The sequence below is a fragment of the uncultured Jatrophihabitans sp. genome, assembly GCF_964252635.1.
Taxonomy (GTDB): domain Bacteria; phylum Actinomycetota; class Actinomycetes; order Mycobacteriales; family Jatrophihabitantaceae; genus Jatrophihabitans.
The window spans coordinates 1-19,359 of the sequence record NZ_CAXUNP010000057.1 but is presented as its reverse complement, the minus strand read 5'-3'; the positions used below and the strand labels follow the sequence as shown (position 1 = coordinate 19,359).

Sequence of the window (19,359 nt, the reverse complement as noted above, 5' to 3'; positions counted from 1 at the left end):
CGATCGCCGACCCCGCCCCCGGCGACCGCAGGGGTGGCGAGTCCGACGCTGGTCAGCACGGCGAGGGCGAGGGCGACGACCGGGCCGCCGGCCCACGAGGACCGGTGCGCGGCGATGCGCAGTCGTGCCGATGCCATCTGTCTCCCCCGTGTCTACGGGAGACCCGGTCGGCACCTGCCGGCCGGATGCCAGGAGGCGCTGACGGGTGTTCGCCGTGCGGACGTGGCAATGCTGCGGGGGGCCCGTGATCTTGTCAATTGCGCCGCGCCGAGATGTGGACAACCCGGGTCAGAGCACCTCGACCCGCCTCGCACCGGCCTCCCGACCCGTCGCGCCAGGTCAGGAGAAGACGACGGTCCGGTTGCCGTCGAGCAGGATCCGGTTCTGCGCGTGCCACCGGACTGCGCGGGACAGGGCGAGGCACTCGTTGTCGCGGCCGACGGCGGTGAGTTGCTCGGCCGTGAGCGAGTGGTCGACCCGGGTCACCTCCTGCTCGATGATCGGGCCGTCGTCGAGGTCGGCCGTGACGTAGTGCGCGGTCGCGCCGACCAGCTTGACGCCGCGGGCCTTGGCCTGGGCGTACGGCCGGGCGCCTGCGAAGCTCGGCAGCATCGAGTGGTGGATGTTGATCGCGCGACCGAGGAGCTGGGTGCACAGCTCACCGGACAGCACCTGCATGTAGCGCGCGAGCACGACCAGGTCGACCCGGAGGTCGTCGACCAGGCCCATGAGCTGTGTCTCCGCGTCGTCCTTCGTCGACGGCGTGACGGGCACGTGGTGGAACGGAATGCCGGCGTTGACCGCGAGTGCGGCGAGGTCGGGATGGTTCGAGACGACGGCGACGATCTCGATCGGCAGCGACCCGCTCGCGGCCCGGTAGAGCAGGTCGTTGAGGCAGTGCCCGAACCTGCTGACCATGACCAGCACCCGCGGCCGCACGTCGGCCTGCGACATCCGCCACTGCATCCGCGCCCGGTCGGCCACCGGTCCGAAGTCGCGCTGGAGGACGTGCGCCGCCACCGAGCTGTCGGCCCGGAAGGCCACGCGCATGAAGAACCGCCCGCTGGCCGCGTCGCCGAACTGTTGACTCTCGACGATGTTGCACCCGTGCCGGAGCAGGAACTCGCTGACCTCGTACACCAGCCCCGGACGGTCCGCGCAGCTCAGGGTGAGCACGTGGACCCGTGACGTCTCCTGCTCCACGGCTGTCGACCTCCTCGTCGCGGACCGTCGACCCGACGGCGCTGATCGTAGGCCGGGCGGTGGCGGCGTGCGCGGGGCCGGTGCTCTGCAACCATGGTCACGGTGAACCGGCTGGCGAGCGCGACGAGTCCGTACCTGTTGCAGCACCGGGACAACCCGGTCGACTGGTGGGAGTGGTCGGACGAGGCGTTCGCCGAGGCGCGGCGCCGCGACGTCCCCATCCTGCTGTCGGTCGGCTACGCGGCGTGCCACTGGTGCCACGTCATGGCCCACGAGTCCTTCGAGGACGACCTGGTGGCCGACGTGCTCAACGAGAACTTCGTCAGCATCAAGGTCGACCGCGAGGAACGACCTGACATCGACGCCGTCTACATGGATGCCACCACCGCGCTCACCGGGCAGGGCGGCTGGCCGATGACGTGCCTGCTGACCACCGACGGCTCCCCGTTCTACGCCGGGACGTACTTCCCTCGCGAGCAGTTCCTGCGCCTGCTCGGAGCGGTCGCCCGCACGTGGCACGAGCAGCGGGGCGAGGTCGACGCCGCGGGGGAGCGGATCGCGGCCGCGATCTCGCGCGCCGCGTTCCCCGACACCGGCTCCATGGCGCTGCCGGGACCGGCCGAGCTGGACACGGCCGCGGCGGCGCTCGTCGGCCAGTTCGACGCCGAGCACGGCGGCTTCGGCGGTGCGCCGAAGTTCCCGCCGTCGATGGTGCTGGAGTTCCTGCTGCGGCGGCACGAGCGCACGGGGGACCCGACCTCGTTGGCCATGGTCGAGAAGACCCTCGACGCGATGGCCCGCGGTGGCATGTACGACCAGCTCGGGGGTGGTTTCGCGCGCTACTCCGTCGACGCGGAATGGGTCGTGCCGCACTTCGAGAAGATGCTCTACGACAACGCGCTGCTGTTGCGTGTCTACGCGCACTGGTGGCGGCTCACCGGGTCCGTGCTGGCCGAACGCGTCGTGCGCGAGACCGCCGCGTTCCTGCTGCGCGACCTGCGCACGCCCGAGGGCGGTTTCGCTTCCGCCCTGGACGCCGACACCGACGGGGTCGAGGGGCTGACGTACGCCTGGACGCCCGCGCAGCTCGACGAGGTCCTCGGCCCGCAGGACGGTGCCGTCGCGGCGTCGCTCTTCGCGGTGACCGACGTCGGCACGTTCGAGCACGGCGCGTCGACGCTGCAGCTGCCCGTCGACCCGTCCGACCCGGCCGTGCTCGAGGACCTGCGCGTGCGCTTGTTCGCGGCGCGGTCGTTGCGGCCGCAGCCGGGCCGTGACGACAAGGTGGTGACGGCCTGGAACGGCCTCGCCATCGCCGCTCTGGCCGAGGCGGGCGCCGCCCTCGGTGAGCCGTCCTGGGTGAGAGCGGCGCGGGACTGCGCGGAGTTGCTGCTGGGCACCCATCTCGTAAACCGCCGACTGCGGCGGACGTCGCGCGACGGGGCCGTCGGCGCGGCGGACGGGGTGCTCGAGGACCACGGTGACCTGGCCGACGGGCTGCTCGCCCTGCACCAGGTCACCGCCGATCCACGCTGGTCGACGGCGGCCGGCGACATCCTGAACGTCGCCCTCGGGCACTTCGGTGCCGAGGACGGCGGCCTCTACGACACCGCCGACGACGCCGAGCAGCTGCTGCGCCGGCCCCGCGACCCCACCGACAACGCCACCCCCGCCGGCTCGTCGTCGGTGGCCGCGGCCCTGCTCGCCTACTCGGCGCTCACCGGGTCGGGCATGCACCGCGGCGCGGCCGAGTCGGTCGTCGCCGTCGTGGCCGACGTCGCCGTCACCCAGCCGCGGTTCTTCGGGTGGACGCTGGCGGTGGCCGAGGGCCTGCTGGCCGGGCCGGTGCAGGTGGCCGTGGTCGGCGAGGGTGGCGACGGCGCGCTGACGCGCGCCGCGGTGCGGCACCGCCCGCCGGGTGCGGTGGTGGTGTCGGCCGAGCCGGACACGGCCGGCCTGCCCCTGCTCGCCGACCGGCCGCTGGTGGGTGGATCGGCCGCGGCCTACGTGTGCCGCGGGATGGTGTGCGACCTGCCGGTGACGACCACGGACGACCTGCTCGCCGCCCTGCGCCGCTGACGGCCACGTACCGGCCGCGATAACGGACCACCCACGTGCGGGCTAGAGGGCCGGGCCCTCGGCGCGCAGCTTGTCGACCTCGGACATGGCCTCCCGCAGGCCGCTGAGCCAGTCCTCGGTGTGCTCGCCCACGAGCTTGACGCACCAGCTCAGCGCGTCCGAGCGGGACCGTGCCACGCCGGCGTCGACCAGGGTGTCGAGCACCCGCCGCTCGTCGTGACGCAGCCGCGTCATCACCGGCACCGCGAGGTGCGTGAAGAGCACCCGGGTGTCGCCGATGGACGCGCCCCAGGCCACCTTGCGCCCGTAGCGGGCCTCGGCCTCGTGGGCGATCTGGATGCGGGTGTCGCGGGTGTCCTCGCGGAACCGCCCGATGCGACCCTCGGCCGCGGCGCCGGACTCGGCGCCGCCCTCGGGTGCGGGCAGCTCGCCGAGCACGACGATCTCCTCGCGATCGACGCTGACCTCCGGCGCACCGGTGAACCAGTCGTCGGGCAGGCGCCCGGCGAACCAGTCCGCCGCGCCGTCGGCCGGCGGCAGGTCGGCCTGCTGCCAGCCGCCGCCGCGGCCGCCGCGGCCACCGCGTGAGCCCGGACCGTGCCCGTGCCCGTGTCGGCCGCTGCGGAAGCGGCGCTCGTCCTCGGGGAAGGGATGTTCGTGACGCATGATGTCTCCTCTGTTGCAGTGCTTACATGATTACACTGCAAAACGAGGACGACGGCGAGAATGTTCCGTACAACAGCAGAAGGTGGCTCAGCGGGCGAAGACGGCGAGCCAGATGGCGATGTAGTGGCAGGTCGCCGCGACCAGCGTGCAGAGGTGGAACACCTCGTGGAAGCCGAACGTGGCCGGCGCGGGGTTGGGCCGCTTCGTCGCGTACACGATGGCGCCGTAGCTGTAGACGAGGCCGCCGGCGGCGATGAGCACGAAGGCCGCGACCCCGCCGGTGTGCAGCAGGTCGGGGAACACGAACACCGCGACCCAGCCGAGCGCCAGGTAACAGGGTGCGGAGATCCAGCGCGGGTGCGCGGGCCAGAACAGCTGCAGCCCGACGCCCACCGCAGCACCCGCCCACACCGCCGACAGCACCGCGATCATCGAGGTGGTGGGCAGGGTCAGCACGGCCAGCGGGGTGTAGGTGCCGGCGATGAACACGAAGATCATCGAGTGGTCGAGACGCTTCATGAGCACCCGGGCGGCCGGGCTCCACGCCCGCCGGTGGTACAGCGCGGAGGTGCCGAACAGCAGGGTGACGGTCGCGGCGTAGATCGAGGTGACCGCCCCCGCCGTGCCGCCCCGCAGGGCTGCCGCGACCGCGATCAGGCTGGCCCCCGAGACCACCGAGATGACCGCGGCGTAGGCGCGGTTTGAGCTCGGCGACGGCCTGGGCCGCCGTCGTGGCCGCGCTCGAGACCGCCGTCGAGGCCGCCTTGACAAGGTCGACGGCAGGCGTGGTGGTCGAGGCCGGCTCGGAGGCGGTCATGTGCCGAAGCTACGCGAGCGTAGGTAAGTGCGCACCATGTCCACAGCGTCCCCGTAACCGCCCCCGTGTACGCGCCGGGACGGTCGCGGGCCGGGCCGCATCGGGGCTAGGTTCGTCGGGTGGGTGTGCGCGAGGCGGTCTACTCCGTGTACGAACGGCGGCTGCGTCACCACCTGGACGGCCTCCCCGTCCCCCGCCACGTCGCGATCATGGTCGACGGCAACCGCCGCTGGGCCCGCGCGGCCGGTTTCGACGACGTCAGCCACGGCCACATCGCCGGGGCCCAGCACATCGCCCACCTGCTCGAGTGGTGCTCCGAGGCCGGCGTCGGCCACGTCACGATCTGGCTGTTGTCGACGGACAACCTGCGCCGCCCGAGCGAGGAACTCGAGCCCCTGCTGCGCATCATTGCGGGCGTCGCCACCGAGCTGTCGGCCCCGCGCAACCCGTGGCGGGTCAAGGCCGTTGGGGCGCTCGACCTGCTGCCGCCCGAGACGGCACTGGCCCTGAAGAAGGCCGAGGAGGAGACCTCGGGACGCGACGGGCTCACCGTCAACATCGCGGTCGGCTACGGCGGCCGGCGCGAGATCGCGGACGCGGTCCGCTCGCTGCTGCAGGAGCACGCGGCCGCCGGTGGATCGCTCGAGGAGCTCGCCGAGGTCATCGACGTCGACCACATCGCCGAGCACCTGTACACGCGCGGCCAGCCCGACCCCGACCTGGTCATCCGTACCTCCGGCGAGCAGCGGCTGTCCGGGTTCCTGCTGTGGCAGTCGGTGCACTCGGAGTTCTACTTCTGCGACGCCCTGTGGCCCGACTTCCGCAAGATCGACTTCCTGCGTGCTCTGCGGGACTACGGCCTGCGACAGCGGCGCTTCGGTGGGTAGCGGCCGAGGGGACGACGCCGTGGTGCTCCCCGGGCCGCTCGTCGACGGGCACTGGCTGGCCGCGCACCGCCACCAGGTCCGGATCGTCGACGTCCGGTGGTACCTCGACGGGCGCTCCGGCCGCGAGGCCTACCTGCGTGGTCATGTGCCCGGTGCTGTCCGGCTCGACATCGACACCGAGCTGTCGGCGCCCGCCTCGCGTGACGCCGGGCGTCACCCGCTGCCCGACCCCGGCGACTTCGCGGCGGCCCTCGGGTCCGCCGGTATCGCGGCGGGTACGCCCGTCGTCGCCTACGACGACCTCGGCGGGTCGGTCGCGGCCCGGCTGTGGTGGTTGCTGCACGTGCTTGGCGAGCCGGCCGCCGTGCTCGACGGCGGCATCGACGCGTGGCCGGGCGAGCTCGTCCCCGGCTCGGTCGACGTCGAGCCCGTGTCCCGCGAGCCGCGGCCGTGGCCGGGCGACCGGTTCGTGACCGCGGCCGAGCTCGCCGCGGCGCAGGACGCCATCGTGTACGACGCCCGCACCGCCGACCGGTTCGCGCACGGCGGCCCCATCGACCCGCGTCCCGGACACATACCCGGGGCCCACAGCGCGCCGTGGGCCGCCAACCTCGGCTCCGACGGGAGGTTCCGCCCGCCCGAGGAGCTGCGGGAGCGCTTCGCCGGCGCGGCGGGCCGCCCGGCGATCGCCTACTGCGGGTCCGGCGTCACCGCCTGCCACGACCTGCTCGCCCTCGAGGTCGCCGGGATGCACGACACCGCGCTCTACCCGGGCTCGTGGTCGCAGTGGGGCGCGGACGAGTCGCTACCGGCCGAGACCGGCTGAGGCCGCGTCCGCGTCGAGCTCCGGCTCGTCGGCCGGTTCGTCGGCCAGCTCGTCTGGAGCCGGGTCGTCCGCCACGTCGTCCGCGATGTCGTCCGCGGCCGGTTCCAGAACGAGGTCCGAAGGCGTGCCCGGCACGTGCCACCACACCCGCGTGCCGTGCGGCTCCACCGTCGTCCACACGCAATCGCCGCCGCGTCGTCGGGCCCGCTCGGCCATGTTGCGGGTGCCGCTGCTGTGCGGGGTGCTCGTCATGCCCGTGCCGTCGTCGGTGACGGTGAGGCTGATCAGGCCGTGGCCGGTGCGCAGCACGACGTCGACACTGGACGCCGACGCGTGGCGTGCCACGTTGGACAGGGACTCCCGCACGACGGCCAGCAGGTCGTCGCGCACGGTGTCGGCCTCGCGGTCGGGGTCGTCGACGAGCACGTCGGGCCGGAACCCCAGCACCCGTGCGGCGTCGGTGCAGATGTCGTCGACGGCGGTGGCGAGGTCGAGCACCCGGGACTGGTTCCCGCCCAGCTCAAAGATGGAGTTGCGCAGGTCGCGGATCGCTGCGTCCATCGACTCGATGGCCGACCCGATGCGTTCCTGGACGATCGCCTCGCTGGTCGGCGTGCCGTGCAGGAACATCCCCGCCGCGAACAGCCGCTGGATGACGACGTCGTGGATGTCAGCGGCGATGCGCTGACGGTCCTCCAGCACCGCGATCTCGTCGTGTCGCGACCTCAGCTGCTCGGCCCGCGCGGCGACCTGCAGCTCGAGCCCCTGCTTGAGCTGGGTCAGGTCGGCCAGTGTGGCCCGTCGTGCGTTGTCCAGGCGGGCCACCCGCGTCGCGGCCGTCCAGGTGGCGGCACCGAAGGCGAGCGTGCACAGCACCACGGTCAGCGCGACCATCGTGACGTCGTTGATCCAGCTCAGGCGGTGGGCGGCCAGACAGGCGAGGCCGATGAACGGCAGCCCGACCAGGGCCATCGGGGCCAGGCGGCGGCTGAGCGCGCCGCCCGCGTCCTCGGAGAACAGCACCCATTCCAGCCGCCCCCGCCTCGTCGACGCGAGCCCGGCGATGCTGAGCAGCACGATCGCGAGCGCGGTGTGCAGGGCGATGGTGAAGAACGACCCGAGGTTGGTGAGCGACTGCGCGTCGTAGGCGTAACCCACCAGGGCCAGCCAGGCCACGGCGGCGGGGGCAAGGAGCAGGGCCTGACGCGTACGCCGCCAGGCCCGGCGACGGCCCGTCGTCAGGCTCGCCGCGGCCAGCAGCAGCACGCAGGTGGCGACGGCGGCGGACGAGCGGCCGGGATGGGGACCGCTCCCGGGGTCGGTGACGACGAGCTGGTCGACGCCGAGGCCGATGCCGAACGCCCACTCGGCCAGCTGGAGGCCCGCGAGCACACCGGCCACGCCCGCGCCGATCGTGGCGACAGCGCGTCCCGCGGCGGCTCGGCGGGGGATCGCGAACGCGACCGCGAGCGCCAGCAGGCAGACCGCGGTGTTGAAGCGCATGACGGCGAGACCCGGCGCGACCCGCTCTAGCCCGGGCTCGTTGATCGCCCATCCGAGCAGCACGACGGCGGCGTCCACGCCCGCCAGCCCGCAGCACGCCAGCGCGATGGCCTGCAGGGAGGACGCGTGCTCGTCGACCTGGACGCGGCGGGGAGCGGAGAAGACGCGCGTGCGCGACTGCTCGGACGCCATGTCGTCGCCTCTCACCCGTGGCCGCTGTCGGCTCAGAATAGGGTGTCAGGGCGTCACGCGGGCGGGCCTTCCGTCCGTCGGGGTCAGTCGTTGACGGTGAAGCGGCCCAGCCACGCCTCGAGCTCGACCACGCCGGCGCGGGCGTAGGAGCCGACGTCGTGCACGTCGTCGGGGTGGTGCAGGTGCGCCAGCGCGAGCTCGGCGTTGCCGAGGCTGGCCACGGCCGCCCCGAAGCCCAGCGCGTACCACCGGGCCGCTCTACGAACCGCCGCCCACACCCGATGCATCATGCTGCGGGACTGTAAGCAGTCGGGGCCGGCCTGACAACGATTCGGCCGTGTCATCTTTGCAAGCACCTAACTACAGCCACCTATCTACCGCGCGGCGGCACGATCACGCGGCGGCACGACTGCCCGACACCGCGACGTCGCCGCGACACCCGCGCGCCTGCGCGGGTGGCGGACCGTCTCGTCGTAGCGTCCGGATCGGCGGACGGGCCCACCCCGGCCGCTACGGAGGTCCCACCGTTGCCAGCTTCTGTCGTGGCGAGAGTGAGCGCGGGGCCGGTTCGTGCCCCCGCGCGGCGGGACGAGCCGACACCCACCAGCGCCGAGGACGCGCCTGCGTCCCGGTGCCGATTCCCCGTCAGGAGCCTCACGTGACCGATGCCCGCCGTTCCAGCGACACCGCCGGCAGCTCCGCCCCCTCGGGCCTGCGCACCTTCGTGCTCGACACGTCGGTGTTGCTGTCCGACCCGGGTGCCCTGGGCCGTTTCGCCGAGCACGAGGTCGTCCTGCCGCTCGTCGTCATCAGCGAGCTGGAGGCCAAACGGCATCACCCCGAGCTCGGCTGGTTCGCCCGCCAGACGTTGCGCGTGCTCGACGAGCTGCGCATCAAGCACGGCCGCCTCGACGCGCCGGTGCCGATCGGCGAGTCCGAGGACGGGGTCAGCGGGACGCTGCACGTCGAGCTCAACCACTCGGACCTGTCGACGCTGCCGGCCGGGTTTCGCGTCGACAGCAACGACTCGCGCATCCTCGCCGTCGCCCTGAACACCGCGGCAGACGGGAAGGACGTCACCCTCGTCACCAAGGACATGCCGCTGCGGGTCAAGGCCGCGTCCGTGGGGCTCAAGGCCGACGAGTACCGGATGCACCCGGTCGCGGACTCCACCGGCTGGACCGGGATGCTCGAGATGGACGTCGCGGCCGACACCGTCGACGCGTTGTACGACGACGGCCCGGTCGAGATGGCGGACAACGCCGACTTCGCCGCCGTCGCCGACCAGCCCTGCCACACCGGGCTCGTGCTGCACTCGGTGAAGGGCTCCGCCCTGGGCCGCGTCACCGCCGACAAGCAGGTCAAGCTCGTGCGGGGCGATCGTGAGGCGTTCGGGCTGCGCGGCCGGTCGGCCGAGCAGCGGGTCGCCCTCGATCTGCTCCTGGACCCGGAGATCGGAATCGTCTCGCTGGGCGGTCGTGCCGGCACCGGCAAGTCCGCGCTGGCCCTGTGCGCCGGGCTGGAGTCGGTGCTGGAACGGCGTGCGCACAAGCGGGTCGTCGTCTTCCGTCCTCTGTACGCGGTCGGCGGCCAGGAGCTCGGCTACCTGCCCGGGTCGGAGAACGAGAAGATGGCCCCCTGGGCGCAGGCCGTGTTCGACACCCTCGGCGCGCTGGTGTCGGGCGACGTCATGGACGAGGTCATCGACCGCGGCATGCTCGAGGTGCTGCCGCTGACCCACATCCGCGGCCGGTCGCTGCACGACTCGTTCGTCATCGTCGACGAGGCGCAGTCGCTCGAGCGCAACGTGCTGCTCACCGTGCTGTCGCGCATCGGCGCCGGTTCGCGGGTGGTGCTGACCCACGACGTCGCGCAGCGCGACAACCTGCGCGTCGGACGGCACGACGGCGTCGCGGCCGTCATCGAGGCGCTTCGCGGGCACCCGCTGTTCGCCCATGTCACGCTGACCCGCTCCGAGCGCTCGCCGATCGCTGCGCTGGTCACCGAGATGCTCGAGGACCTGCCCCTCTAGAACCGACGCCCCCCTCGAGAACCGACGCCTTCCCCATCGCCGTGGTCGTGGTCCCGCCCCTCGATCACGACCGCAGCGGTGGGGAAGGCGTGCTCGCCCGGCCGAGGTGCGTCCAGGGGCCGCCGTCGTAGCGCCACAGGTCGAAACCGAGCGCGTCGACGACGGCGGGGGTGAAGCCCGCGGCCAGCGCCTCGAGCGTCCGCCTCGCCTCGGCCGGCTCGACCTTGTTCTGAACGGTGATGTGCGCGCGCAGCGGCTGCCGGTCCTGACGGGTCAGGTGTGGCCACCACCGCGCCTGCAGCGCCCGGTGGCACCGGGTGAGCTCGTCGGACTCGACCGCGTACGCCGCGCCGCGGCCGAGCGGCATGACGCCGGCGATGCGGACCGTGAACGCCTGGCCCGCCTGCTCACGCAGGTCGTCGACGACCTGCTCCTGCAGCTCGCCCGGCACGGCGTGGAACAGGGTGAGGTGCGCACCGACCGCGGTGCGGCCGGCCGGGAACCACCGCGCCCGCTCCGCGTCGAAGCGGGCCTGGACGTCGTCGGGCAGCGCGAGGGTCACGACGAGCGGTGCGGGTGTCATGCCGCTGACGGTGTCACGAGCGGTGACGGGCGCGGTGGGCCGCGGCCTTGACGCGGTTCTGGCAGACCTCCGAGCAGAACCGCCGGGTGCCGTTGCGCGACACGTCCACGAACACCCGGTCGCACACCGGTGCGGCGCAGACGCCGAGGCGGTCGGCGTACTCGCCGCCCAGCACGGTCGCGAGCGCGGTGGCCACGGAACCGCCCCAGCCGGACGGGTCGTCACGCACGGACCCGTGGTAGTGCAGGTGCCACGGCTCGCCGTCGTGGTGGGCCAGGCGCGGGTTCGGGGCGTAGCGGTCCAGCAGGGCATTGGTCGTGTCGGCAGCGGTGTCGACGTCCGCCGCCTCGACGGACTCGTAGACCGGCCGGACGGAGCCGGCCAGCTCGACGAACGCGCCCGTGGCACGGGCCGACGGGTCGGCGGCCGAGCGGCTGCCCACCCGGAGCGCGTCGCCGATGCCGCGCGTGAGCGCCGGCGCCGACGGCAGCGCGTACGGGCGGCCCCGCGCCGCACCCGGCGTCGCGACGTTGACCAGCGCTGCGGACAGCGCCACCACTCCGTCGACGTGACTGCCGAAGTTCACTTGACCAGTTACTCCTTGTCTGCTTATCGTCACTGGCGAAACAGCACACGACAGTGATGAGAGGATGTCAGTATGCCCACCCTCACCGAGGCCCGCCACTGGCTCGACCGTTGGGACCGCCAGCAGGAGTTCTACGTCGCCGACCGCGAGGAGCGGTTCGCCGTCATCGCCGACGTGGTGGCGGCGAGCGCGGACGGCGTGGAGCCGGTCGTCGTCGATCTCGGCTGCGGGCCGGGGTCGCTGTCGGTGCGGCTGCTCGACCGGTTGCCGGGGGCCCGGGTCGTGGCCGTCGACGCCGACCCGCTGCTGCTCGGGCTGGCGCGGGTGGCGTACGCGGACCGGCCCGGGCTGCAGATCGTGGAGCACGACCTGCGGGACGCGGGCTGGGCGGACGCCGTCGGGGTACGGCCGGGCACGGTCGACGCGATCGTCAGCACCACCGCCCTGCACTGGCTGACCCGCACGGAGCTGTCGGCTCTCTATCGCAGCTGCGCAGATCTGCTGCGTCCGGGCGGGGTGCTCATCGACGGCGACCACCTGGACGAGCCCGCCGACCGGCCGCGGTTGCGCACCCTGACCCGGTCGGTGCGCGACGCACGCGCGGCACGCGTGCGGACGGGGGACGCCGAGGACTGGCGCTCGTGGTGGGACGCGGTGGCCGCGGCGCCGGAGCTCGAGCAGTTCGCCACTGAACGGGGCGTACGACCGATCGAGCACGCAGTTCCGGACACCCCGACCGTCGCCGATCACGGCGCCCTGCTGCACGCGGCCGGTTTCGCCGAGGTCGGCACGGTGTGGCAGGTCGGCGACGACCGCGTGCTGGTCGGGGTGCGCTGACCGCGCCCGTACCGTGGACGCGTGCCGCTTGACGACCGTCCCGACGCGACGGGTGCCCTCGCCGGCTACTCGGTCGGGGTCACCGCGGCGCGGCGGCGCGAGGAACTCGGCGCCGCGCTCGAACGTCACGGCGCCCGGGTCGTGTACGGCCCGGCCATCCGCACCGTCCCACTCGCGGACGACAGCCGGCTGCGCGATGCGACGTCGCAGTGCCTGGGGCAGCCGCCCGACATCGTGATCACGACGACCGCGGTCGGGTTCCGCGGCTGGCTCGAGGCCGCTGCGGTGTGGGGCCAGGACGCCGCGCTGCACGGGGTGCTCGGTGACGCCGAGATCCTGACCCGCGGGCCGAAGGTGCGCGGCGCGGTGCGGGCCGCGGGGCTGCGCGAGCGCTGGTCGCCCGAGTCGGAGTCCAGCGCCGAGGTGCTCGACCACCTGCTGGCCCGCCCGGGCCTGGCCGGAGCCCGCATCGCGATCCAGCTGCACGGCGACCCCCTGCGCGACGTGGTCGACGGGCTGCGCGCGGCCGGCGCCCACGTCGTCGAGGTGCCGGTCTACCGGTGGGAGCCGCCGGCGGACCCGGCGCCGCTGCGCGCCCTGATCGCCGCGGTCGCGGACGCCCGGCTGGACGCCGTGACCTTCACCAGCGCGCCCGCCGCGGAGAACTTCCTGCGCACCGCGGACGACGCGGGTCTCGGCGGTGCGGTGCGCGACGCGGTGCGGGATCGCGTCCTGGCCGTCGCGGTGGGGCCGGTGACCGCGGCGCCGCTGCTGGCGGCGGGCGTGACCGTCGTGCAGCCGGAGCGCTTCCGGCTCGGCGCCCTCGTCCGCACCGTGGTCGAGCAGCTGCCCGGCCGTACCCCGGCGGACGACCGGGGCGCGCGGACTCGATAACCTCTGCCGCGACACCACACCTCGAGCGAAGGAGCGTCATGGCCAACGCCGCCGTCCTGCCGAACCGAGTCCTGGCCGATCTGGTTCCCGGCGCGCGCGTCCGTGACGCGGTGCTCGTCCTGTTGGGCGCCGGGCTCACCGGCCTCGCCGCGCAGGTGTCGATCCACACGCCGCTGTCGCCCGTGCCCTTCACCCTGCAGACGCTGTCCGTCCTGGTCGTCGGCGCCGCGCTCGGCACGGTTCGCGGCTTGCTGTCGATCGCGCTCTACGCCGTCGCCGGTGTCGCCGGCGTGCCGTGGTACGCCGACCACCACAGCGGCTGGGGCGGCCCGTCCTTTGGGTACGTGCTCGGTTTCGTCGTCGCCGCTGCCGTGGTCGGCGAGCTGGCCCGCCGCGGCAACGACCGCAGCGTCACCGGCACCGTCGGGCTGATGGCGCTCGGCACGGCCGCGATCTACGTCGTGGGTGCCGTCTGGCTGGCCCGCGACCTGCACGTCTCGGCCAGCAAGGCCGTCGAGCTCGGCGTGACGCCGTTCCTCGTCACCGACGCGATCAAGATGGCGGTGGCCGCCGTCGTGCTTCCGGCTGTCTGGAAGCTCGTCCGGCACGGTCGCTGATCCACCGGCGCCCGTGGGCGTCCTGCTCGTCACCGGCGGCGGCGACGTCGACGGTCCGCTGGCCGTCGGGGCGCTCGCCGCGGTGCAGGCGGGCCCGGTGGCGCTGGTGCAGCTCGTCCAGACCGGGCTGGCCGACGGGCGGGCCGGCGAGCTGGCCCGCGCGTCCCGTCTGGTGCCGCAGGCCGACGCAATAGAGCTTGCGCGGTACGACACCGACCTGCTGCCGGTGCACGCGGCAGCCGAGAGCGGCCGTCCTGCATTCGCGTTCGCCGACGCCGTCCGGCGTCTGCTCGACCTGGACACCACGCACGAGCGCGTCCTTGCCCGGGGCGCCGGGGGACTGCTGGCGCCCTACGACGACGAGCGCCGCACCCTCGTCGACCTCGCGCACGCCGTGACGGCCCCGGTCGTCGTGATCGGGACGGCCGACCGGGACGGCCTCGACCGGTTGTTGCTCACCGCGTCCGTGCTCGAGGACCAGGCGCTCACGCTGGCCGGGGTCGTGCTGACGAGCTGGCCCGACGAGCCGACCGCGGCGCACCGGTGGACGCTCGCCGAACTGTGGCGGCTGTCGACCCGCGAGGTCCTGGCCGGCGTCGTCCCGGCCGGTGCCCGGGACTGGCCACCGGCCGAGTTCCGGCGCAGGGCCCGCACCCTGATCGCGCGCGGTCTCGGCGGGACGCTCGACGCCCGCGCGTTCGTGGCCCGCCACGCCGCGGGTTGATCAGTCGGTCAACGGGGGTGCGCCGGTCGCGAGGGCCCGCTCCACCCGCCGGTCGGGAATGAACCACAGCAGCGCCACCACCACGTAGGCGACGACGCCGAACCAGCGGTCCACGAAGCTCAGCGCGATCCCGACGACGTACACGAGCGCCGACGCCTTGCCCTTCGCATCCGTCCCGACCGCCCGGTGCAGCACCGAGTCCTCGCCGTCGGCGCGTTGCAGTACGTGCTGCAGGATGAAGTACGCGACGGCACACGCCAGCAGATCGATGCCGTAGGCCGCGACCGGCGCGGACGCGAAGTCGTTCTCGCTCATCCAGTCCGTCGTGAACGGCACCAGCGACAGCCAGAACAACAGGTGCAGGTTCGCCCACAGGGCAGCGCCGGTGACGGTGTGCACGACCGCCAGCATGTGGTGATGGTTGGTCCAGTAGATGCCGACCAGGACGAAGCTCAGCACGTACGCGAGCAGGACGGGCACGTCCTTGCGCAGGTCGTCCCAGTGCCCACCGTCGGGGGTGCGCAGTTCGAGCACCATGATGGTGATGAGGATGGCGATCACGCCGTCGCTGAACGCCTGCAGCCGTCCCGTCGTCATGCCCAGAGGTTACGAGCCTCGGGCAGCGTCAGGGCCGCACCAACCCGGGTACGTCGCTCAAGGACGTGACGACCTCGCCGTCCCAGGACGCGTGCCGCCCGTAGACCACCCCCGAGATCTCGCCGGGGACGGCCAGGTGGACGGCGCGCATGCCGACCTCGCGGGCGCCGACGAGTTCGTTGCTGCCACCGTCCCCGACGTACAGGCACTCCTCGGGTGCGACTCCGAGCGCCTCGCAGCAGGCCAGGAAGATGGCCGCCGCCGGCTTCTTGACGCCCAGCACGAAGGAGAACACCGCAGCGTCCACGAACGGCGCGACGGGCAGCTCGCCGAAGTAGCGCGGCAGTTCGGCCGAGCAGTCGCTGACCAGCCCGATGCGCAGCCCTGCCTCGTGCAGCGCGGTGAGCACCGGCACGGCGTCGGGTCGCGGCCGTCCGAAACCCTGCTCCGCGGCCAGGCGCAACCGGGCCGCCTCGGCGAGCTGGTCGGGTGTCGGCCGGGCCCCGATGCGGGCGCACACCCAGGCCAGCGACCCCTCGACGGTGCCGCCCGCGCCGGTGAAGCGCTCGTCGACCGTCGCCGTCATCTCGGCGTCGAGGCGGGCGGCGTCGACCCCCAACGCGTCGGCCTGCTCGGCCCGGGCCCGGGCCTGCTCGGCGTCGGAGCGGCCGGTGGTCAGCGTGCCGTAGAAGTCGAAGACGACGGCACGCAGGTCGCGGCTCAGCTCTTCGGTGCGGTCATGGACAGGACGTCGAGCACCTCGTCGAGCTGGTGCTCGCCGATCCTGTCCGGGACGTGCCCGCGTTCGATGACGACCTCGCGGATGGTCTTCTTCTCGGCCAGCGCCTGCTTGGCGATCTTGGCGGCCTCGTCGTAGCCGACGTAGTGGTTGAGCGGCGTGACGATGGACGGCGAGGACTCCGCGTACTCCAGGCAGCGCTCGACGTTGGCGGTGATGCCGGCGACGCACCGGTCGGCGAAGACCCGGGACACGTTGGCGAGCAACCGGATCGACTCGAGCAGGTTGCGGGCGATGACGGGCAGCATGACGTTGAGCTCGAAGTTGCCGGCCGCGCCGCCCCAGGCGACGGCGGCGTCGTTGCCGACCACCTGCGCGACGACCTGGCACACCGCCTCGCACAGCACCGGGTTGACCTTGCCGGGCATGATCGACGACCCCGGCTGAAGGTCCGGGAGAAAGATCTCGGTGAGCCCGGTGCGCGGGCCCGAACCCATCCAGCGGATGTCGTTGGCCGTCTTGTTCAGCCCGGCGGCGACGGTGCGCAGCACCCCGCTGGCCTCGACGAGCGCGTCGCGCGAGCCCTGCGCCTCGAAGTGATTACGAGCCTCAGTGAGCGGCAGGTCGAGGTCGGCCGCGAGCCGTGCGATGACCTCGCCGGCCAGGCCCACGGGGGCGTTGATCCCGGTGCCGACGGCCGTGCCGCCGAGCGGCAGCTCGCCGATACGGGGCAGGGCGTCGCGCAGCCGGTCGACGCCGTAGCGGACGGCTGCCGCGTACCCGCCGAACTCCTGGCCGAGGGTGACGGGCGTGGCGTCCATCAGGTGCGTACGGCCGGACTTGACGACCGTCGCGAACTCGGCGGACTTCCCCTCGAGGGTCTCGGCCAGGTGGGTCAGCGCGGGGATCAGGTCGGTGGTGATCGCCTGGGCGGCCGCGATGTGGATGGCGGCGGGGAACTGGTCGTTGGACGAGAACGGGTCGTTCACGTCGTCGTTCGGGTGCACCGAGGCCTCGCCCTGCCCTGCGGCGCGGAGCCGCTCGGTGGCCAGGGTGGCCAGCACCTCGTTCGTGTTCATGTTCGACGAGGTGCCCGAGCCCGTCTGGAAGACGTCGATGGGGAATTCGGCGTCCCAGTCGCCGCGGGCGACCTCGCGGGCGGACTCGGCGATCGCGTTCGCGCGCTTGGGGTCGAGCAGGCCTTTCCCGGCTCGCACCGTCGCCGAGGCGCCCTTGATCGCGGCCAACGCAGCGATCAGCTCACGCTCGATGGCCCGTCCGGAGATCGGGAAATTCTCGACCGCGCGCTGGGTCTGGGCCCGCCACTTCGCGGCCGCGGGGACGTGCACGTCGCCCATCGAGTCCTTCTCGATGCGGAACTCCTGCTCGGCAGCCACGGGCGCACTCCTGCGGGTCGTCGGAACGGTCGCGTCCAGCCTAGTGACGCCGCTCCGGCGGTCCGCCAACGGCTAATTGACGCAGACGAGCCCGATGACGCAGGTCGTGACGGGTACCGGTACCGGCACCGTCGCCGTCTTGTGCTTCTTGGTGGAGGTCGGCAGCGGCAGCTTGGTCGGCAGCTTGGTGGGCAGCGACGCCTTGCTGGTCGCCGGCGCGTTCGGCGCCGTCGTCCGACTGCCGCCGCCCTGGTTCGTACCGCCGCCACCGCCACCGCCGCCGGCGGCTGCGCTCGACGTCGCGCGCGACGAGGGCTTGCCGGCCGGCTTGCTCTTGCTCTTGGCCGGAGCACTGGACTTGCTGCTGCCGGCCGCGGCGACGCCCGGCGCCGGCGCACCCGCGCCGCCACCGGAGGCGACGGGAATGACCGCAGTGGGGTCCGGGGCCGCGACGGGCGGGTAGCTGCCGTGCTTCTTGTAGTAGGCGAGCACGTAGTTGACGGCCTGGCGGGCCAGGCCCATGTACCCCAGGTACAGCCCGCGGGTGTAGGTCGTCCAAGGCGTCCAGTTCGTGCAGCTGCTGGAGATGACGTACATCGCGGCGGAGTTGGTCGCGGCGCGCTGGTTGGCGATCGAGTCGCGGAGCTGACCGGTGCCGCGCTGCGAACGCAGTCCGCGGATCTGCCACAGCCCTGCCGACCAGTCCCAGGTGGAGGTCATCAAGGTGACGTCGCCCTGCGCGCTGGGGCTGCCGCCCGACTCGGCCATGGCGACGGCGGTGGCGATGGGCGCCTGCGCCGCGGAGCATCCGCGCTCGAGGGCCAGAGTGGCGATGCCGGCGGGCGTCATGGTGCCGGCCGAGCCGCGGAAGGTGCCGATGTTCGAGCTGTCCGGGTTCGGTGTGGCGGGCGCCGTGGTGGGCCGGGCCGTCGTGCCCTTCGGCACGCCGACCGAGCCGGTGTCCCCGGCGAGCGTGGGCGGTTTCAGCGTGCCGTCCTGCACCAGGGCGGCGATGGGCAGCAGGTAATGGGGTTCCTTGGCCGTGGTGGCCGCCGCGTCCTTGGCCCGCGGGCTGGCCGAACCGCTGGTGGACAGCGCCACGACGCCGGTCACGGCGAGCACGGCGATGATCGCCCCGGCGCCGCCCGTGAGCACACGACTGGACCCCCAGCTCGGCCCTGATGCCAGGGCCCTGTGGAGGAAGGTAGTGAACCGGCTGTCACCGCCTGATGCCTGCACGCCATCAGCTCCTTCGTCGGAATGACTGATGCCCACTGTGACAGGCAAGTTAACAAAGCGCGCGGCGAACGGTGTACATCTGTACTGCGAACGTCCGCAAACCGGACATCTCGCCCCAGCCGGGTGCGAACGGGATCAGTTCCGGTCGAAGTTCACGGCCGAGTAGGCGCGCAACTTACCGAGCTGGTGCAGCGAGTCGACGAGCCGGATGGTGCCCGACTTCGAGCGCATGACGATCGACTCCGTCTGCACCGAGTCGGCGTGGTAGCGCACCCCGCGGAGCAGCTCGCCGTCGGTGATGCCCGTCCCGCAGAAGAAGATGTCGTCGCCGCGTACGAGGTCCTCGGTGACCAGGACGCGGTCGAGGTCATGGCCGGCGTCGATCCCCTTCTGCCGCTCGTCGTCGTCCTTCGGCCACAGCCGCGCCTGGATGACGCCACCCATGCAGCGCAACGCGGCCGCGGCGATGATGCCCTCGGGGGTGCCGCCGATGCCGAGCAGCAGGTCGACGCCGGTGCCGGGGCGCGCGGCCGAGATGGCGCCGGCGACGTCACCGTCGCTGATGAACCGGATGCGCGCGCCCGCGTCGCGGACCTCCCGCACCAGCTGCTGGTGCCGCGGACGGTCGAGGATGCAGACGGTGACGTCCTCGGGATGGCCGTGCTTGGCCTTGGCCACGCGGCGGATGTTCTCGGCGGTGGGCGCGGTGATGTCGATGGCGTCGGCGGCGTCGGGTCCGGCGGCGATCTTCTCCATGTAGAAGACGGCGGACGGATCGAACATGGCCCCCCGCTCGGCGACGGCGATGACCGCGATCGAGTTCGGCATGCCCTTGGCCATCAGCGTGGTGCCGTCGATCGGGTCGACCGCGACGTCGCAGAGCGGACCGGTGCCGTCGCCGACCTCCTCGCCGTTGTAGAGCATCGGCGCCTCGTCCTTCT

General features: G+C 72.9%; 20 protein-coding genes. 8 read left to right on the top strand and 12 right to left on the bottom strand.

Features of this window, described 5'->3' with window-relative positions; translation table 11 throughout:
• Nucleotides 1-339 precede the first annotated feature (339 nt).
• On the bottom strand, nucleotides 340-1,203 hold the full coding sequence (gene purU, locus ACFFCA_RS18145; RefSeq protein WP_375487372.1) for a formyltetrahydrofolate deformylase: 864 nt from the start codon (nucleotides 1,201-1,203) through the stop codon (nucleotides 340-342).
• Nucleotides 1,204-1,296: 93 nt separating this feature from the next.
• Between purU and ACFFCA_RS18140 the strand changes: the two genes are divergently transcribed.
• The gene (locus ACFFCA_RS18140) at nucleotides 1,297-3,282 is read left to right on the top strand and encodes a thioredoxin domain-containing protein (protein WP_375487370.1); all 1,986 of its coding nucleotides are present in this window, start codon (nucleotides 1,297-1,299) and stop codon (nucleotides 3,280-3,282) included.
• 42 nt (nucleotides 3,283-3,324) lie between these two features.
• Here ACFFCA_RS18140 and ACFFCA_RS18135 read toward each other — a convergent pair whose 3' ends face one another.
• Nucleotides 3,325-3,948, bottom strand: a complete 624-nt coding sequence (locus ACFFCA_RS18135; protein WP_375487368.1) for a hypothetical protein — start codon at nucleotides 3,946-3,948, stop codon at nucleotides 3,325-3,327.
• Nucleotides 3,949-4,035: 87 nt separating this feature from the next.
• Nucleotides 4,036-4,719: a hemolysin III family protein gene (locus ACFFCA_RS18130; RefSeq protein WP_375487366.1), complete on the bottom strand. Its 684-nt coding sequence runs from the start codon at nucleotides 4,717-4,719 to the stop codon at nucleotides 4,036-4,038.
• 165 nt (nucleotides 4,720-4,884) lie between these two features.
• Between ACFFCA_RS18130 and ACFFCA_RS18125 the strand changes: the two genes are divergently transcribed.
• Both ACFFCA_RS18125 and ACFFCA_RS18120 read left to right on the top strand, forming a co-directional pair.
• The gene (locus ACFFCA_RS18125) at nucleotides 4,885-5,652 is read left to right on the top strand and encodes an isoprenyl transferase (protein ID WP_375487364.1); all 768 of its coding nucleotides are present in this window, start codon (nucleotides 4,885-4,887) and stop codon (nucleotides 5,650-5,652) included.
• 19 nt (nucleotides 5,653-5,671) lie between these two features.
• Nucleotides 5,672-6,478 carry a sulfurtransferase gene (locus ACFFCA_RS18120; protein ID WP_375487362.1) on the top strand — a complete coding sequence of 269 codons (807 nt, stop codon included), beginning with the start codon at nucleotides 5,672-5,674 and terminating at the stop codon, nucleotides 6,476-6,478.
• Here the strand turns inward: ACFFCA_RS18120 and ACFFCA_RS18115 are convergent.
• Both ACFFCA_RS18115 and ACFFCA_RS18110 read right to left on the bottom strand, forming a co-directional pair.
• Nucleotides 6,458-8,173: a sensor histidine kinase gene (locus tag ACFFCA_RS18115; protein ID WP_375487360.1), complete on the bottom strand. Its 1,716-nt coding sequence runs from the start codon at nucleotides 8,171-8,173 to the stop codon at nucleotides 6,458-6,460. The genes ACFFCA_RS18120 and ACFFCA_RS18115 overlap by 21 nt on opposite strands.
• Nucleotides 8,174-8,256: 83 nt before the next feature.
• Nucleotides 8,257-8,463: a hypothetical protein gene (locus tag ACFFCA_RS18110; protein ID WP_375487358.1), complete on the bottom strand. Its 207-nt coding sequence runs from the start codon at nucleotides 8,461-8,463 to the stop codon at nucleotides 8,257-8,259.
• A 368-nt stretch (nucleotides 8,464-8,831) separates the two neighbouring features.
• On the opposite strand from ACFFCA_RS18110, the gene ACFFCA_RS18105 reads away from it, so the two are divergent.
• Entirely contained in the window at nucleotides 8,832-10,205 is a 1,374-nt protein-coding gene (locus ACFFCA_RS18105; RefSeq protein ID WP_375487356.1) for a PhoH family protein, read from the top strand.
• A 64-nt stretch (nucleotides 10,206-10,269) separates the two neighbouring features.
• Here the strand turns inward: ACFFCA_RS18105 and ACFFCA_RS18100 are convergent, their stop codons facing one another.
• Together ACFFCA_RS18100 and ACFFCA_RS18095 are read right to left on the bottom strand one after the other, a co-directional pair.
• Nucleotides 10,270-10,788, bottom strand: a complete 519-nt coding sequence (locus ACFFCA_RS18100; protein WP_375487354.1) for a 2'-5' RNA ligase family protein — start codon at nucleotides 10,786-10,788, stop codon at nucleotides 10,270-10,272.
• A 13-nt stretch (nucleotides 10,789-10,801) separates the two neighbouring features.
• Nucleotides 10,802-11,374 (bottom strand): CGNR zinc finger domain-containing protein, encoded by a 573-nt coding sequence (locus ACFFCA_RS18095; RefSeq protein WP_375487352.1) that lies wholly within the window; start codon nucleotides 11,372-11,374, stop codon nucleotides 10,802-10,804.
• Between the two features lie 72 nt (nucleotides 11,375-11,446).
• Here ACFFCA_RS18095 and ACFFCA_RS18090 point away from each other — a divergent pair, with 72 nt between their 5' ends.
• The 4 genes from ACFFCA_RS18090 to ACFFCA_RS18075 are packed head-to-tail and all read left to right on the top strand — an operon-like array spanning nucleotide 11,447 to nucleotide 14,446.
• Nucleotides 11,447-12,211 carry a class I SAM-dependent methyltransferase gene (locus ACFFCA_RS18090; protein WP_375487350.1) on the top strand — a complete coding sequence of 255 codons (765 nt, stop codon included), beginning with the start codon at nucleotides 11,447-11,449 and terminating at the stop codon, nucleotides 12,209-12,211.
• Nucleotides 12,212-12,232: 21 nt separating this feature from the next.
• Nucleotides 12,233-13,105 (top strand): uroporphyrinogen-III synthase, encoded by an 873-nt coding sequence (locus ACFFCA_RS18085; RefSeq protein ID WP_375487349.1) that lies wholly within the window; start codon nucleotides 12,233-12,235, stop codon nucleotides 13,103-13,105.
• A 38-nt stretch (nucleotides 13,106-13,143) separates the two neighbouring features.
• Nucleotides 13,144-13,722: a biotin transporter BioY gene (locus ACFFCA_RS18080; RefSeq protein ID WP_375487347.1), complete on the top strand. Its 579-nt coding sequence runs from the start codon at nucleotides 13,144-13,146 to the stop codon at nucleotides 13,720-13,722.
• Nucleotides 13,723-13,735: 13 nt separating this feature from the next.
• Complete coding sequence (locus ACFFCA_RS18075) at nucleotides 13,736-14,446, top strand: AAA family ATPase (protein WP_375487345.1); 711 nt, start codon at nucleotides 13,736-13,738, stop codon at nucleotides 14,444-14,446.
• On the opposite strand, the gene ACFFCA_RS18070 is transcribed toward ACFFCA_RS18075, so the two are convergent.
• The 5 genes from ACFFCA_RS18070 to glpX all read right to left on the bottom strand — a co-directional run.
• Complete coding sequence (locus ACFFCA_RS18070; RefSeq protein ID WP_375487343.1) at nucleotides 14,447-15,043, bottom strand: TMEM175 family protein; 597 nt, start codon at nucleotides 15,041-15,043, stop codon at nucleotides 14,447-14,449.
• 28 nt (nucleotides 15,044-15,071) lie between these two features.
• Nucleotides 15,072-15,755 carry an HAD family hydrolase gene (locus ACFFCA_RS18065; protein ID WP_375487374.1) on the bottom strand — a complete coding sequence of 228 codons (684 nt, stop codon included), beginning with the start codon at nucleotides 15,753-15,755 and terminating at the stop codon, nucleotides 15,072-15,074.
• A gap of 8 nt (nucleotides 15,756-15,763) precedes the next feature.
• Nucleotides 15,764-17,179 carry a class II fumarate hydratase gene (locus ACFFCA_RS18060; RefSeq protein ID WP_375487341.1) on the bottom strand — a complete coding sequence of 472 codons (1,416 nt, stop codon included), beginning with the start codon at nucleotides 17,177-17,179 and terminating at the stop codon, nucleotides 15,764-15,766.
• 72 nt (nucleotides 17,180-17,251) lie between these two features.
• Nucleotides 17,252-18,334: a hypothetical protein gene (locus tag ACFFCA_RS18055; protein ID WP_375487339.1), complete on the bottom strand. Its 1,083-nt coding sequence runs from the start codon at nucleotides 18,332-18,334 to the stop codon at nucleotides 17,252-17,254.
• Between the two features lie 219 nt (nucleotides 18,335-18,553).
• A partial coding sequence (gene glpX / locus ACFFCA_RS18050) for a class II fructose-bisphosphatase (protein WP_375487337.1) occupies nucleotides 18,554-19,359 on the bottom strand: 806 nt, incomplete at its 5' end.